The following is a 14,602-nucleotide window of genomic DNA, read 5'->3' on the forward strand; positions in this document are numbered from 1 at the left end:
AGATCGATCAAACAAGCGGCCATCATTGGAATGGCCGCATGGTAGTTCAGAAGCAGTCAGGCCGTCAGGCGCTCTGCTGCTCACGGTAAATTTCTTGCTCCAGTTCGGTGATAGCCTGCTCGAACTGTTTGGGGCCACCAAAACCCTTCTTGGCCAACTCCAGCGGGCGCCCCAACTCGGTAAAGGGGGCGACCTTTAGCGCATCCTTGGTCTCAATCTCGGTCACCCCCTGATCGGCATACTTGTCGAGCAGGCTGGTAAGCACCTGCTGGGCGGTGTCGTTGTACTTGGTGAAGTAATTGCGCTTTTTGACGTTGTTGGCCCGCTCACGGCGGGTCAGTGGCGGCTGATCGTATACCACGTGGCAGATAAGGTCGAACGGGTCGAGCTCCTTACCCACTTCCTGCTCCAACAACTCCCACAGCACGCCCGCCTGAGCCAATTCATCCATGATGGCTTGCTTGCGTTCGGCGGCTTGCCAACGTTTGGTGAACGCATCGAGGGTGGCAAACTCTTTGAGCAGGGTCTTCTTGGTGTAGTCCTTGAAGGATTCGGTCACCAACTTGCCATCGGCATCGTAATACTGCACCCGCTCGGCGATGACGCTGACCGCCACGCCGTTGACATAATACTTGCTGACTCCGGGCTCGGGGCCACCCAGCGGGCCTGTGCCCTGGCCAGCTGCGCCACTCTGACCACCATCACTACCGGTCGTGTAGCTGCCGGGTTGTTCATCGACTCCGGGGGCAAACGGATCGCAATGGTCGCCGGGTTCATCGGCAGGCAGTGGATCGGCGCCATCGATGATATCGCCCAAGCCTTCATCCGGATTGTTGATGTCTGCCGGTTTGACCACCATGACGCGCTCCGGCTCACCGTCGAAACGGGGATCTGCAAACAGCTCGGTGGCCTTCTTGAAGTCGAGAATGGTGAACCAGAGCTTGCCGTACTTGTCGTCGATACGGGTGCCACGGCCGATGATCTGTTTGAACTTGGTCATGGACTGGATGTTTTGGTCCAGCACCACCAACTTGCAGGTTTTGGCATCGACGCCGGTGGTCATCAGCTCGGAGGTAGTAGCGATGACCGGATAGGGCTTTTTCGGGTTGATGAAGTTGTCGAGCTGGGCTTTGCCAAGGTCATCATCGCCGGTGATTTTCATCACATACCGATCATCTTTCAGCATCTGCTCGGGGTTAAGGTTCGCCAGCGCCCGTCGCATCCGGTCGGCATGATCAATGTCGTTGCAGAACACGATGGTCTTGGCCATCGGGTCGGTTTTCTTGAGGTAGTTGGTGATGGTTTCGGCCACCAGCTGGGTACGCTCGTCGATCACCAGGGTGCGGTCGAAATCCTTCTGGTTATAGATACGGTCTTCAATCAGGTTGCCCTGTTTGTCCATCTGCCCTTTGGTGGGACGCCACCCCTGCAGATCGACATCGATATCGACCCGCACCACCTTGTAGGGGGCAAGAAAACCATCTTCGATCCCCTCTTTGAGGGAGTAGGTATAAACAGGGTCACCGAAGTAATCGGTGCTGGAGACGGTTTCGGTCTCTTTGGGCGTGGCGGTGAGACCAATCTGGGTGGCCGATGAGAAGTATTCGAGGATCTCGCGCCAGGCGCTGTCTTCGGCGGCGCTGCCCCGATGGCACTCATCCACCACGATCAGGTCGAAGAAGTCGGGTGAGACCTGCTTGAAGGCTTTCTGCGACTCTTCCGGCCCGGTGAGCGCCTGATAGAGGGCAAGGTGGATCTCATAGGCGGGGTCGATCGTGCGCCCGGTGACCTTGGTCATGGCCGAGCCAAAGGGCTGAAAATCATTGATCTTGGTTTGATCTACCAGAATGTTGCGATCGGCCAGAAACAGGATGCGCTTCTTGGCGCCCGCCTTCCACAAACGCCAGATGATCTGAAATGCGGTGTAGGTCTTGCCGGTGCCGGTGGCCATCACCAGCAATACCCGATCCTCACCTTTCGATATGGCTTCTACGGTCTTGTTGATGGCCTGCAGCTGGTAATAGCGGGGAGATTTGCCGCTGCCATCTGAGTAGTAGTCCTGACTGATGACAGGCAGCTGGGCTAGGGTGTAGCCCTTCCAGGTGCAGAGTTTGTCCCAAAGCTGGCCGGGGCTGGGGAAGTCCTCCAGCGCGATCTCGGATTCCAGCTTGGCCGGATTGGTCTTGTCATGAAATACAAAGCCATCGCCATTGCTGGCAAACGTGAACGGCACATCCAGCAGACGGGCATAATCGAGCCCCTGTTGCATCCCCTTGCCAATCTCATGCTTGTTGGCTTTGGCCTCGATCACCGCCAGTGGCAAGCCCATCTTGTGATAGAGCACGATATCGGCCGATTTGACCTTCTTGCGTGCCGCCATCTGGCCGCGCACCACCACCTTGCCATCCCGCAGCGGTACTTCTTGGCGGATCTGGGTCAGATCATCCCACCCAGCAGCCTTGATAGCAGGCAGCAGGTATTTCGAGATGATGTCGGCTTCGGTAAGGGTTGCTTTGTTGATCTCGGCCATGAGCACTCTTCCGGTCGGGGGACAATATTGCTCAAGATTCTCTCATACATTCAGCCGGGTTTTATTGATTTCAGACTCATAAAGCAACATGGGTGCAGCTCTTGATGGCATGCCTTCGGGTTAAGGAAACGTCTGGCAATGGCATAACTAGGTCGTAGTGAATGATTGTTGAAGGGCATCGCTTGAGTTAGTCCCATAGCAAGTCAGCCGGTTTGGCTCTCGCTGAATGCAGAGGCCAAGATTCCAGATAGATGGGAATATGCCCCCATCAATTCCAGCACACCGGGTTTTCCCACTCACCTCAGACAGAGTGGCCAACATTCCAGAGCGAAAAACAGCACGAACATTCCAGATAGATGGGAAGGCCCCTATCAATATTCCAGGTGCTCGTTCTGAAGCGACATTCCACTATCTGGAATATCCGCACCAAGATTCCAGATAGATAGTTATGTGGAAAGGAATTGGACAGGGATTGGCCGGGGATAAGGGCGCTGATTCCACTGGTCAATAAGCCACTGGATTCCAGTACTCCTGTCATTTTCAGAAGACGACTGCACCAGTTGATTGGGCGTAATGGCTGTTGTGCAGCCAGCTCCTGACAGTTCAATATCAGAAGTGATCTGCACCAATCTCGACTATGCTCAATACTCGTGTGCACCAAAGCGAGGTGAGCATGGCGACGGACACCCCACGGATTCCAGAACAAGGCGTGGCCACTCTGCCTGATGAGGCTTGGGAGCGTGCGCGCCGTCGTGCGGAGATCATCAGTCCGTTGGCGCAGTCGGAGACGGTCGGGCACGAAGCGGCCGATATGGCGGCTCAGGCGCTGGGCTTGTCTCGGCGCCAGGTATACGTTCTGATCCGGCGTGCCCGGCAAGGCAGCGGCCTCGTGACGGATCTGGTGCCCGGCCAGTCCGGTGGAGGTAAAGGTAAGGGGCGCTTGCCGGAACCGGTCGAGCGCGTCATCCACGAGCTACTGCAAAAGCGGTTCCTGACCAAGCAGAAGCGCAGCCTAGCGGCCTTTCACCGCGAAGTCACTCAGGTGTGCAAGGCTCAAAAACTGCGAGTGCCGGCGCGCAATACCGTGGCCTTACGGATCGCTAGCCTTGACCCGCGCAAGGTCATCCGCCGGCGGGAAGGCCAGGATGCCGCTCGTGACCTACAAGGTGTGGGCGGCGAGCCTCCTGCCGTGACCGCGCCGCTGGAGCAGGTGCAGATAGACCATACGGTCATCGACCTGATCGTGGTCGATGACCGCGACCGGCAACCTATTGGCCGCCCGTACCTGACCCTCGCCATCGACGTGTTCACCCGCTGCGTGCTCGGCATGGTCGTCACGCTGGAAGCGCCGTCTGCCGTTTCGGTTGGCCTGTGCCTCGTGCATGTCGCCTGCGACAAGCGCCCTTGGCTGGAAGGACTGAACGTGGAAATGGATTGGCAGATGAGCGGCAAGCCCTTGCTGCTCTACCTAGACAACGCGGCCGAGTTCAAGAGCGAGGCCCTGCGCCGGGGTTGCGAGCAGCATGGCATCCGGCTGGACTATCGCCCGCTGGGACAGCCGCACTATGGCGGCATCGTGGAACGGATCATCGGCACGGCGATGCAGATGATTCACGACGAACTGCCGGGAACGACCTTCTCCAACCCTGACCAGCGCGGCGACTACGATTCCGAAAACAAGGCCGCCCTGACGCTGCGCGAGCTAGAGCGCTGGCTCACATTGGCGGTCGGCACCTACCACGGTTCGGTGCACAACGGCCTGCTCCAACCGCCGGCCGCGCGCTGGGCCGAGGCCGTGGCGCGTGTCGGCGTACCGGCCGTCGTCACACGCGCTACTTCGTTCCTGGTCGATTTTCTGCCGATCCTCCGGCGCACGCTGACCCGCACCGGCTTTGTCATCGACCACATCCACTACTACGCCGATGGGCACTGTTGCAAATAGTCGGTGGTGATAAACTTATCATCCCCTTTTGCTGATGGAGCTGCACATGAACCCATTCAAAGGCCGGCATTTTCAGCGTGACATCATTCTGTGGGCCGTACGCTGGTACTGCAAATACGGCATCAGTTACCGTGAGCTGCAGGAGATGCTGGCTGAACGCGGAGTGAATGTCGATCACTCCACGATTTACCGCTGGGTTCAGCGTTATGCGCCTGAAATGGAAAAACGGCTGCGCTGGTACTGGCGTAACCCTTCCGATCTTTGCCCGTGGCACATGGATGAAACCTACGTGAAGGTCAATGGCCGCTGGGCGTATCTGTACCGGGCCGTCGACAGCCGGGGCCGCACTGTCGATTTTTATATCTCCTCCCGTCGTAACAGCAAAGCTGCATACCGGTTTCTGGGTAAAATCCTCAACAACGTGAAGAAGTGGCAGATCCCGCGATTCATCAACACGGATAAAGCGCCCGCCTATGGTCGCGCGCTTGCTCTGCTCAAACGCGAAGGCCGGTGCCCGTCTGACGTTGAACACCGACAGATTAAGTACCGGAACAACGTGATTGAATGCGATCATGGCAAACTGAAACGGATAATCGGCGCCACGCTGGGATTTAAATCCATGAAGACGGCTTACGCCACCATCAAAGGTATTGAGGTGATGCGTGCACTACGCAAAGGCCAGGCCTCAGCATTTTATTATGGTGATCCCCTGGGCGAAATGCGCCTGGTAAGCAGAGTTTTTGAAATGTAAGGCCTTTGAATAAGACAAAAGGCTGCCTCATCGCTAACTTTGCAACAGTGCCAATTTATGAGTAAAGGATTATGTCCACGATAAGCACCTGGGTCGATTCCTGGGAGGCGGCCATGAGGGTAGGGAAGCGCCGTCCCGTCAAGTCAGCGTAATGCTCTGCCAGTGTTACAACCAATTAACCAATTCTGATTAGAAAAACTCATCGAGCATCAAATGAAACTGCAATTTATTCATATCAGGATTATCAATACCATATTTTTGAAAAAGCCGTTTCTGTAATGAAGGAGAAAACTCACCGAGGCAGTTCCATAGGATGGCAAGATCCTGGTATCGGTCTGCGATTCCGACTCGTCCAACATCAATACAACCTATTAATTTCCCCTCGTCAAAAATAAGGTTATCAAGTGAGAAATCACCATGAGTGACGACTGAATCCGGTGAGAATGGCAAAAGCTTATGCATTTCTTTCCAGACTTGTTCAACAGGCCAGCCATTACGCTCGTCATCAAAATCACTCGCATCAACCAAACCGTTATTCATTCGTGATTGCGCCTGAGCGAGACGAAATACGCGATCGCTGTTAAAAGGACAATTACAAACAGGAATCGAATGCAACCGGCGCAGGAACACTGCCAGCGCATCAACAATATTTTCACCTGAATCAGGATATTCTTCTAATACCTGGAATGCTGTTTTCCCGGGGATCGCAGTGGTGAGTAACCATGCATCATCAGGAGTACGGATAAAATGCTTGATGGTCGGAAGAGGCATAAATTCCGTCAGCCAGTTTAGTCTGACCATCTCATCTGTAACATCATTGGCAACGCTACCTTTGCCATGTTTCAGAAACAACTCTGGCGCATCGGGCTTCCCATACAATCGATAGATTGTCGCACCTGATTGCCCGACATTATCGCGAGCCCATTTATACCCATATAAATCAGCATCCATGTTGGAATTTAATCGCGGCCTCGAGCAAGACGTTTCCCGTTGAATATGGCTCATAACACCCCTTGTATTACTGTTTATGTAAGCAGACAGTTTTATTGTTCATGATGATATATTTTTATCTTGTGCAATGTAACATCAGAGGGCACTGTTGCAAATAGTCGGTGGTGATAAACTTATCATCCCCTTTTGCTGATGGAGCTGCACATGAACCCATTCAAAGGCCGGCATTTTCAGCGTGACATCATTCTGTGGGCCGTACGCTGGTACTGCAAATACGGCATCAGTTACCGTGAGCTGCAGGAGATGCTGGCTGAACGCGGAGTGAATGTCGATCACTCCACGATTTACCGCTGGGTTCAGCGTTATGCGCCTGAAATGGAAAAACGGCTGCGCTGGTACTGGCGTAACCCTTCCGATCTTTGCCCGTGGCACATGGATGAAACCTACGTGAAGGTCAATGGCCGCTGGGCGTATCTGTACCGGGCCGTCGACAGCCGGGGCCGCACTGTCGATTTTTATATCTCCTCCCGTCGTAACAGCAAAGCTGCATACCGGTTTCTGGGTAAAATCCTCAACAACGTGAAGAAGTGGCAGATCCCGCGATTCATCAACACGGATAAAGCGCCCGCCTATGGTCGCGCGCTTGCTCTGCTCAAACGCGAAGGCCGGTGCCCGTCTGACGTTGAACACCGACAGATTAAGTACCGGAACAACGTGATTGAATGCGATCATGGCAAACTGAAACGGATAATCGGCGCCACGCTGGGATTTAAATCCATGAAGACGGCTTACGCCACCATCAAAGGTATTGAGGTGATGCGTGCACTACGCAAAGGCCAGGCCTCAGCATTTTATTATGGTGATCCCCTGGGCGAAATGCGCCTGGTAAGCAGAGTTTTTGAAATGTAAGGCCTTTGAATAAGACAAAAGGCTGCCTCATCGCTAACTTTGCAACAGTGCCGGATTGAATATAACCGACGTGACTGTTACATTTAGGTGGCTAAACCCGTCAAGCCCTCAGGAGTGAATCATGACCGTAGTCACGACCGCCGATACCTCCCAACTGTACGCACTTGCAGCCCGACATGGGCTCAAGCTCCATGGCCCGCTGACTGTCAATGAGCTTGGGCTCGACTATAGGATCGTGATCGCCACCGTCGACGATGGACGTCGGTGGGTGCTGCGCATCCCGCGCCGAGCCGAGGTAAGCGCGAAGGTCGAACCAGAGGCGCGGGTGCTGGCAATGCTCAAGAATCGCCTGCCGTTCGCGGTGCCGGACTGGCGCGTGGCCAACGCCGAGCTCGTTGCCTATCCCATGCTCGAAGACTCGACTGCGATGGTCATCCAGCCTGGTTCGTCCACGCCCGACTGGGTCGTGCCGCAGGACTCGGAGGTCTTCGCGGAGAGCTTCGCGACCGCGCTCGCCGCCCTGCATGCCGTCCCCATTTCCGCCGCCGTGGATGCGGGGATGCTCATCCGTACACCGACGCAGGCCCGTCAGAAGGTGGCCGACGACGTTGACCGCGTCCGACGCGAGTTCGTGGTGAACGACAAGCGCCTCCACCGGTGGCAGCGCTGGCTCGACGACGATTCGTCGTGGCCAGATTTCTCCGTGGTGGTGCATGGCGATCTCTACGTGGGCCATGTGCTCATCGACAACACGGAGCGCGTCAGCGGGATGATCGACTGGAGCGAGGCCCGCGTTGATGACCCTGCCATCGACATGGCCGCGCACCTTATGGTCTTTGGTGAAGAGGGGCTCGCGAAGCTCCTCCTCACGTATGAAGCGGCCGGTGGCCGGGTGTGGCCGCGGCTCGCCCACCACATCGCGGAGCGCCTTGCGTTCGGGGCGGTCACCTACGCACTCTTCGCCCTCGACTCGGGTAACGAAGAGTACCTCGCTGCGGCGAAGGCGCAGCTCGCCGCAGCGGAATGAGCGAACGTCGATATAGCCCGCTCGCGACGCTGTTCGCGGCGACCTTTCTCTTCCGGATCGGCAACGCGGTGGCGGCCCTCGCGCTTCCATGGTTCGTCCTGTCTCATACAAAGAGCGCGGCCTGGGCGGGCGCCACGGCCGCTAGCAGCGTCATCGCGACCATCATCGGCGCGTGGGTTGGTGGTGGCCTCGTCGATCGGTTCGGGCGCGCGCCCGTCGCATTGATCTCGGGTGTGGTGGGCGGCGTGGCCATGGCGAGCATCCCACTGCTCGATGCCGTTGGCGCCCTCTCGAACACTGGGCTGATCGCTTGCGTGGTGCTCGGTGCCGCGTTCGACGCACCCGGTATGGCCGCGCAGGACAGTGAGCTGCCCAAACTCGGCCACGTCGCCGGGCTCTCCGTTGAGCGCGTCTCGTCACTGAAAGCGGTGATCGGGAACGTCGCGATTCTAGGTGGCCCGGCCCTTGGGGGGGCCGCAATCGGCCTGCTTGGCGCTGCGCCAACGCTCGGGCTGACGGCGTTCTGCTCCGTCCTTGCAGGTCTGCTCGGCGCGTGGGTGCTTCCCGCGCGTGCCGCTCGGACGATGACCACGACGGCGACTCTCTCCATGCGCGCCGGCGTCGCTTTTCTCTGGAGCGAACCCCTGCTGCGCCCTCTCTTTGGTATAGTGATGATCTTCGTGGGCATCGTTGGCGCCAACGGCAGCGTCATCATGCCTGCGCTGTTTGTAGATGCAGGACGCCAAGTAGCAGAGCTCGGGCTGTTCTCCTCAATGATGGGGGCTGGTGGTCTCCTTGGCATTGCCATTCATGCGTCGGTCGGCGCCCGGATATCAGCGCAGAACTGGCTGGCGGTGGCATTTTGTGGCTCTGCGGTGGGCTCGCTTCTGCTTTCACAGTTGCCAGGCGTGCCGGTGCTGATGTTGTTGGGCGCGCTCGTGGGACTGCTGACCGGCTCAGTCTCTCCCATTCTCAACGCTGCCATCTACAACCGCACGCCGCCAGAACTTCTCGGCCGGGTACTCGGCACGGTCTCGGCGGTGATGCTGTCAGCCTCGCCCATGGTTATGCTTGCGGCCGGCGCGTTTGTCGACCTTGCTGGTCCGCTCCCTGGCCTCGTTGTATCGGCCGTGTTTGCGGGGCTCGTGGCTCTACTCTCGCTCCGTCTTCAATTTGCTACAATGGCGGCGGCAGCCACAGCCTCCGCCCCAACCCATACAGAAGGTGAACACTGATGCCCCGCCCCAAGCTCAAGTCCGATGACGAGGTACTCGAGGCCGCCACCGTAGTGCTGAAGCGTTGCGGTCCCATAGAGTTCACGCTCAGCGGAGTAGCAAAGGAGGTGGGGCTCTCCCGCGCAGCGTTAATCCAGCGCTTCACCAACCGCGATACGCTGCTGGTGAGGATGATGGAGCGCGGCGTCGAGCAGGTGCGGCATTACCTGAATGCGATACCGATAGGCGCAGGGCCGCAAGGGCTCTGGGAATTTTTGCAGGTGCTCGTTCGGAGCATGAACACTCGCAACGACTTCTCGGTGAACTATCTCATCTCCTGGTACGAGCTCCAGGTGCCGGAGCTACGCACGCTTGCGATCCAGCGGAACCGCGCGGTGGTGGAGGGGATCCGCAAGCGACTGCCCCCAGGTGCTCCTGCGGCAGCTGAGTTGCTCCTGCACTCGGTCATCGCTGGCGCGACGATGCAGTGGGCCGTCGATCCGGATGGTGAGCTAGCTGATCATGTGCTGGCTCAGATCGCTGCCATCCTGTGTTTAATGTTTCCCGAACACGACGATTTCCAACTCCTCCAGGCACATGCGTAAACGGAGGTGTGCAGAGTCCCTGCGGCAGGCGACGAACACGACCGTCGTCGATTAGTACCGGTACGGTCGGTGGTATCGAAGTCTTGATCACCACTCAGGTCTACGGCTTACAAATGGTGACCATCCCGATACTTGCGTCAGAGCACCGGGCCGATTCTTTGACAGTGAATCACTCCCGTAAGGTTGTGCCGGTGTGGGTGTCCCGGGTCGAGACGATACTCCGCCAATGCGCCCAGCAAACAACCTGGCCATCGCAGGTGGTGGGGAGCGGTGTGGCGGATGAGTTGGACAAGTTGGTGTAGCAGCACGAGCACGGCGAGATAACATCGCAGGAGTTCGACATGCTCAAGAGACAGCTGATTGCGAATCGCGATGCAGATTCATAACCCGATTGCGGGTTGGCTTCACTCCACCATCACCGAGCAGACTAGCACGGCGGGCTCTGTTGCAAAGATTGGCGGCAGTCAGAGGTAGGCTGTCGCTCTGCGCCGATCAGGCGGCTGCTGCGAAATGGTGGTTGAGCATGCCCATGGCCTCCGTCAGCGCCGAGGGCCCAATGCCAAAAGCTCTCTCCACAAGGCGCACCTCGCCCCTGATGCCGGGCTGCAGGCACCAGGGGCGAGCCTGTCCTTTGCGCAGGGCTCGCATGACTTCGAATCCCTTGATCGTGGCATAGGCCGTGGGGATCGATTTGAAACCGCGCACCGGCTTGATCAGTATCTTGAGCTTTCCGTGATCGGCCTCGATCACGTTATTGAGATACTTCACCTGCCGGTGGGCCGTCTCCCGGTCCAGCTTTCCTTCGCGCTTCAATTCGGTGATCGCTGCACCATAGCTCGGCGCTTTGTCGGTATTGAGCGTGGCAGGCTTTTCCCAGTGCTTCAGGCCTCGCAGGGCCTTGCCCAGGAACCGCTTCGCTGCCTTGGCGCTGCGGGTCGGCGACAGGTAGAAATCGATCGTGTCGCCCCGCTTGTCGACTGCCCGGTACAGGTAGGTCCACTTGCCCCGCACCTTGACGTAGGTTTCATCCAGGCGCCAGCTCGGATCAAAGCCACGCCGCCAGAACCAGCGCAGCCGCTTCTCCATCTCCGGGGCGTAGCACTGGACCCAGCGATAGATCGTCGTATGGTCGACCGAAATGCCGCGTTCCGCCAGCATTTCCTCAAGGTCGCGATAGCTGATCGGATAGCGACAATACCAGCGCACCGCCCACAGGATCACATCACCCTGGAAATGGCGCCACTTGAAATCCGTCATCGTTCCGTCCGTCCAATCTCCGCCAAGCATGCTCAAGCTTCACGATTTTTGCAACAGAGCCCACACGAGTATTGAGCATAGTCGAGATTGGTGCAGATCACTTCTGATATTGAACTGTCAGGAGCTGGCTGCACAACAGCCATTACGCCCAATCAACTGGTGCAGTCGTCTTCTGAAAATGACAATCCAGTTAGGGTATAGCTCAACCTGACATAGAAGCAAAAACTCAACCACCTTCTACCAACTCTCCGAACAGCTCCTTGACCTTTGTTTTCGCATCAGCAAGTGCAGTTCTGCCTTGTTCAGTGATGTCATAAACACGCCGTTCACGTCGCCCGGTGCGTTCGTGGCGTGAGGTCAGATAGCCTTTTTTTTCCAGGCCGTGCAGCATCGGGTACACGGTGCCAGCGCTCATCTCGTAGCCGTGTCGGCGTAGCTCTTCGATGATCCCCAGCCCAAAGACAGGTTCCTCGGCTGCATGGTGAAGGATGTGCAGGCGGATCAAACCGCCGTAGAGGTCTTTGTCAGTCATTTTTTGTGCCTCACAGAGCGACGCTCAACAGCCACCCAGCTGCACCGCTACCGAGGACAACCAGCCACGGCGGGAGCTTCCAGAACATAAGTGCGACAAGGGCAACTAATGCCAAGCCGAAGTCTTGCGGCTGAAAGATGGCGCTAGTCCATACAGGCTGATACAGCGCGGCCAGCAGCAAGCCGACTACAGCGGCATTGATCCCGGCCAGCGCAGCTTGGATGCCTGTATTGCGGCGCAAACGCTCCCAAAATGGCATTGATCCGACGACCAGCAAGAACGAGGGCGCGAAGATAGCCAGCAGACACACAATGCCGCCGATCCAGCCCGACGGGGCGGTGTTCATCGAGGCACCAAGAAACGCGGCGAACGTGAACAAAGGGCCGGGCACCGCTTGAGCTGCCCCGTACCCCGCGAGAAAGGATTCATTGTTGACCCAGCCGGAGGGCACCACTTCGGCTTGCAGTAATGGCAGCACAACGTGACCACCGCCGAACACCAGTGATCCGACACGATAGAAGGAATCCACCATTGCCATGGTTTGACTTGGCATCAGTTCGGCCAACACCGGCAGGCCAATCAGCAAGACAAAGAACAGCGAGAGCCAAAGCACGCCGGCCCGGTGACTGACCGTGATAGGTAGGGGGTCATGCTCAACAACTTTCGCTGGCTTGAACAATAACCGGCCTGCGATGCCTGCGATAGCAATCACGCCAACCTGTCCCCACGCGGACGGCACAAGTAAAACGACGCAGGTAGCAATTGCCATGATGGTGACTCGCAGCCCATCCGTGCATAGGTTACGCGCCATGCCCCATACTGCTTGAGCGACCACGGCCACAGCCACCACTTTTAAGCCATGCAACGCGCCCTGCGAGACGTAATCGCCATAGCTGGAGATGCCGAGCGCAAAAAGGATCAAGGCTATGGCAGACGGCAGCGTGAAGCCAGCCCAAGCAGCCAGCGCCCCGCTGTATCCAGCCCGAGACAGTCCTACCGCTATGCCGACCTGGCTGCTTGCAGGCCCTGGCAAGAACTGACAAAGCGCGACCAAGTCAGCATAGCTCCGTTCGGAGAGCCAGCGCCGCCGTGTGACAAATTCGGCGCGGAAGTAGCCCAAGTGCGCAATGGGGCCGCCAAAAGATGTCAATCCAAGCCGCAGAAAAATAAGAAAGACCGACCATGGTCTGCTGTCATCGGTAGGGTTATTCGTCATACTTTCGCCTTCATGATCTGCAACGAGTTGATCAATAATAAGCGAAATTCGATAACGAAATTCGATATAAATCTAGAAAAAAATACCTCTATGTGTACTACGCAGTTTTAGCTGTGGCTTTCACAGGAGCACGCTTACTTACGGCTTAGCGTGCTTTATTTTCCGTTTTCTGAGGCGATCCCTAGGAGCTCGGATCTCAGGACGAAGGTCTCCGCGAATGTCCGGTCGATCCGCGCGACGTCCCAGGCGGGCGTTCCCTTGGCGGACATCCACGCCGCAGCGTCGTGCATCAGCCGCACAACCTCGTCGATATCACCCGAGCAGGCGACCCGAACGTTCGGAGGCTCCTCGCTGTCCATTCGCTCCCCTGGCGCGGTATGAACCGCCGCCTCATAGTGCAGTTTGATCCTGACGAGCCCAGCATGTCTGCGCCCACCTTCGCGGAACCTGACCAGGGTCCGCTAGCGGGCGGCCGGAAGGTGAATGCTAGGCATGATCTAACCCTCGGTCTCTGGCGTCGCGACTGCGAAATTTCGCGAGGGTTTCCGAGAAGGTGATTGCGCTTCGCAGATCTCCAGGCGCGTGGGTGCGGACGTAGTCAGCGCCATTGCCGATCGCGTGAAGTTCCGCCGCAAGGCTCGCTGGACCCAGATCCTTTACAGGAAGGCCAACGGTGGCGCCCAAGAAGGATTTCCGCGACACCGAGACCAATAGCGGAAGCCCCAACGCCGACTTCAGCTTTTGAAGGTTCGACAGCACGTGCAGCGATGTTTCCGGTGCGGGGCTCAAGAAAAATCCCATCCCCGGATCGAGGATGAGCCGGTCGGCAGCGACCCCGCTCCGTCGCAAGGCGGAAACCCGCGCCTCGAAGAACCGCACAATCTCGTCGAGCGCGTCTTCGGGTCGAAGGTGACCGGTGCGGGTGGCGATGCCATCCCGCTGCGCTGAGTGCATAACCACCAGCCTGCAGTCCGCCTCAGCAATATCGGGATAGAGCGCAGGGTCAGGAAATCCTTGGATATCGTTCAGGTAGCCCACGCCGCGCTTGAGCGCATAGCGCTGGGTTTCCGGTTGGAAGCTGTCGATTGAAACACGGTGCATCTGATCGGACAGGGCGTCTAAGAGCGGCGCAATACGTCTGATCTCATCGGCCGGCGATACAGGCCTCGCGTCCGGATGGCTGGCGGCCGGTCCGACATCCACGACGTCTGATCCGACTCGCAGCATTTCGATCGCCGCGGTGACAGCGCCGGCGGGGTCTAGCCGCCGGCTCTCATCGAAGAAGGAGTCCTCGGTGAGATTCAGAATGCCGAACACCGTCACCATGGCGTCGGCCTCCGCAGCGACTTCCACGATGGGGATCGGGCGAGCAAAAAGGCAGCAATTATGAGCCCCATACCTACAAAGCCCCACGCATCAAGCTTTTGCCCATGAAGCAACCAGGCAATGGCTGTAATTATGACGACGCCGAGTCCCGACCAGACTGCATAAGCAACACCGACAGGGATGGATTTCAGAACCAGAGAAAGAAAATAAAATGCGATGCCATAACCGATTATGACAACGGCGGAAGGGGCAAGCTTAGTAAAGCCCTCGCTAGATTTTAATGCGGATGTTGCGATTACTTCGCCAACTATTGCGATAACAAGAAAAAGCCAGCCTTTCATG

At 57.5% G+C, this 14,602-nt stretch carries 14 protein-coding genes; 6 read left to right on the plus strand and 8 right to left on the minus strand.

The genetic code is table 11. From position 1 onward, the window contains the following. Positions 1–64: 64 nt before the first annotated feature. Positions 65–2,530: an EcoAI/FtnUII family type I restriction enzme subunit R gene (gene hsdR, locus ACTG27_RS15770; protein ID WP_439979943.1), complete on the minus strand. Its 2,466-nt coding sequence runs from the start codon at positions 2,528–2,530 to the stop codon at positions 65–67. 673 nt (positions 2,531–3,203) lie between these two features. Here hsdR and ACTG27_RS15775 point away from each other — a divergent pair. After that, positions 3,204–4,472: a DNA-binding domain-containing protein gene (locus ACTG27_RS15775; RefSeq protein ID WP_000179845.1), complete on the plus strand. Its 1,269-nt coding sequence runs from the start codon at positions 3,204–3,206 to the stop codon at positions 4,470–4,472. A 46-nt stretch (positions 4,473–4,518) separates the two neighbouring features. After that, a complete protein-coding gene (locus ACTG27_RS15780; RefSeq protein WP_001067834.1) occupies positions 4,519–5,223 on the plus strand; it encodes an IS6-like element IS26 family transposase in 705 nt (234 codons plus the stop codon). Between the two features lie 189 nt (positions 5,224–5,412). Here the strand turns inward: ACTG27_RS15780 and aph(3')-Ia are convergent, their stop codons facing one another. Further along, a complete protein-coding gene (aph(3')-Ia, locus tag ACTG27_RS15785; protein WP_000018329.1) occupies positions 5,413–6,228 on the minus strand; it encodes an aminoglycoside O-phosphotransferase APH(3')-Ia in 816 nt (271 codons plus the stop codon). A gap of 150 nt (positions 6,229–6,378) precedes the next feature. Here aph(3')-Ia and ACTG27_RS15790 point away from each other — a divergent pair, with 150 nt between their 5' ends. The 4 genes from ACTG27_RS15790 (at position 6,379) to mphR(A) (ending at position 9,929) form a co-directional block, all read left to right on the plus strand. Continuing rightward, the gene (locus tag ACTG27_RS15790) at positions 6,379–7,083 is read left to right on the plus strand and encodes an IS6-like element IS26 family transposase (protein ID WP_001067834.1); all 705 of its coding nucleotides are present in this window, start codon (positions 6,379–6,381) and stop codon (positions 7,081–7,083) included. Positions 7,084–7,204: 121 nt separating this feature from the next. Beyond that, positions 7,205–8,110, plus strand: coding sequence for an Mph(A) family macrolide 2'-phosphotransferase (locus ACTG27_RS15795; RefSeq protein ID WP_000219391.1), 906 nt, complete (start codon positions 7,205–7,207; stop codon positions 8,108–8,110). Then, complete coding sequence (mrx(A), locus tag ACTG27_RS15800) at positions 8,107–9,345, plus strand: macrolide resistance MFS transporter Mrx(A) (protein ID WP_000004159.1); 1,239 nt, start codon at positions 8,107–8,109, stop codon at positions 9,343–9,345. Before ACTG27_RS15795 ends, mrx(A) begins: the two co-directional genes overlap by 4 nt. After that, on the plus strand, positions 9,345–9,929 hold the full coding sequence (mphR(A), locus tag ACTG27_RS15805) for a macrolide-binding transcriptional repressor MphR(A) (RefSeq protein ID WP_001137892.1): 585 nt from the start codon (positions 9,345–9,347) through the stop codon (positions 9,927–9,929). The genes mrx(A) and mphR(A) overlap by 1 nt, the downstream gene beginning before the upstream one ends. A gap of 492 nt (positions 9,930–10,421) precedes the next feature. Here mphR(A) and ACTG27_RS15810 read toward each other — a convergent pair whose 3' ends face one another. From ACTG27_RS15810 to ACTG27_RS15835, 6 genes are all read right to left on the minus strand, one after another. Beyond that, entirely contained in the window at positions 10,422–11,186 is a 765-nt protein-coding gene (locus tag ACTG27_RS15810; RefSeq protein WP_001389365.1) for an IS6-like element IS6100 family transposase, read from the minus strand. Positions 11,187–11,412: 226 nt separating this feature from the next. Next, positions 11,413–11,718 (minus strand): PadR family transcriptional regulator, encoded by a 306-nt coding sequence (locus tag ACTG27_RS15815; protein ID WP_000130000.1) that lies wholly within the window; start codon positions 11,716–11,718, stop codon positions 11,413–11,415. A 10-nt stretch (positions 11,719–11,728) separates the two neighbouring features. Next, the gene (gene chrA / locus ACTG27_RS15820; RefSeq protein ID WP_000184001.1) at positions 11,729–12,934 is read right to left on the minus strand and encodes a chromate efflux transporter; all 1,206 of its coding nucleotides are present in this window, start codon (positions 12,932–12,934) and stop codon (positions 11,729–11,731) included. Positions 12,935–13,089: 155 nt separating this feature from the next. Then, positions 13,090–13,293 (minus strand): hypothetical protein, encoded by a 204-nt coding sequence (locus ACTG27_RS15825; protein ID WP_000376616.1) that lies wholly within the window; start codon positions 13,291–13,293, stop codon positions 13,090–13,092. Between the two features lie 127 nt (positions 13,294–13,420). Further along, positions 13,421–14,260: a sulfonamide-resistant dihydropteroate synthase Sul1 gene (sul1, locus tag ACTG27_RS15830; RefSeq protein WP_000259031.1), complete on the minus strand. Its 840-nt coding sequence runs from the start codon at positions 14,258–14,260 to the stop codon at positions 13,421–13,423. Next, a complete protein-coding gene (locus tag ACTG27_RS15835) occupies positions 14,254–14,601 on the minus strand; it encodes a quaternary ammonium compound efflux SMR transporter QacE delta 1 (protein WP_000679427.1) in 348 nt (115 codons plus the stop codon). Before ACTG27_RS15835 ends, sul1 begins: the two co-directional genes overlap by 7 nt. Between the last annotated feature and the right edge of the window lies 1 nt (position 14,602).

Origin of the sequence: Aeromonas sp. 97A, from assembly GCF_051919185.1 — a bacterium.
In the GTDB taxonomy this organism is placed as follows: domain Bacteria; phylum Pseudomonadota; class Gammaproteobacteria; order Enterobacterales; family Aeromonadaceae; genus Aeromonas; species Aeromonas veronii.

Excerpts from the sequence above, each read along its gene's own strand:
- chrA (WP_000184001.1), bottom strand. The coding sequence starts at position 12,934 with ATGACGAATAACCCTACCGATGACAGCAGACCATGGTCGGTCTTTCTT.
- ACTG27_RS15810 (WP_001389365.1), bottom strand. The coding sequence starts at position 11,186 with ATGACGGATTTCAAGTGGCGCCATTTCCAGGGTGATGTGATCCTGTGG.
- ACTG27_RS15775 (WP_000179845.1), top strand. The coding sequence starts at position 3,204 with ATGGCGACGGACACCCCACGGATTCCAGAACAAGGCGTGGCCACTCTG.
- ACTG27_RS15825 (WP_000376616.1), bottom strand. The coding sequence starts at position 13,293 with ATGGACAGCGAGGAGCCTCCGAACGTTCGGGTCGCCTGCTCGGGTGAT.
- sul1 (WP_000259031.1), bottom strand. The coding sequence starts at position 14,260 with ATGGTGACGGTGTTCGGCATTCTGAATCTCACCGAGGACTCCTTCTTC.
- ACTG27_RS15790 (WP_001067834.1), top strand. The coding sequence starts at position 6,379 with ATGAACCCATTCAAAGGCCGGCATTTTCAGCGTGACATCATTCTGTGG.
- ACTG27_RS15780 (WP_001067834.1), top strand. The coding sequence starts at position 4,519 with ATGAACCCATTCAAAGGCCGGCATTTTCAGCGTGACATCATTCTGTGG.
- ACTG27_RS15835 (WP_000679427.1), bottom strand. The coding sequence starts at position 14,601 with ATGAAAGGCTGGCTTTTTCTTGTTATCGCAATAGTTGGCGAAGTAATC.
- ACTG27_RS15815 (WP_000130000.1), bottom strand. The coding sequence starts at position 11,718 with ATGACTGACAAAGACCTCTACGGCGGTTTGATCCGCCTGCACATCCTT.
- ACTG27_RS15795 (WP_000219391.1), top strand. The coding sequence starts at position 7,205 with ATGACCGTAGTCACGACCGCCGATACCTCCCAACTGTACGCACTTGCA.
- hsdR (WP_439979943.1), bottom strand. The coding sequence starts at position 2,530 with ATGGCCGAGATCAACAAAGCAACCCTTACCGAAGCCGACATCATCTCG.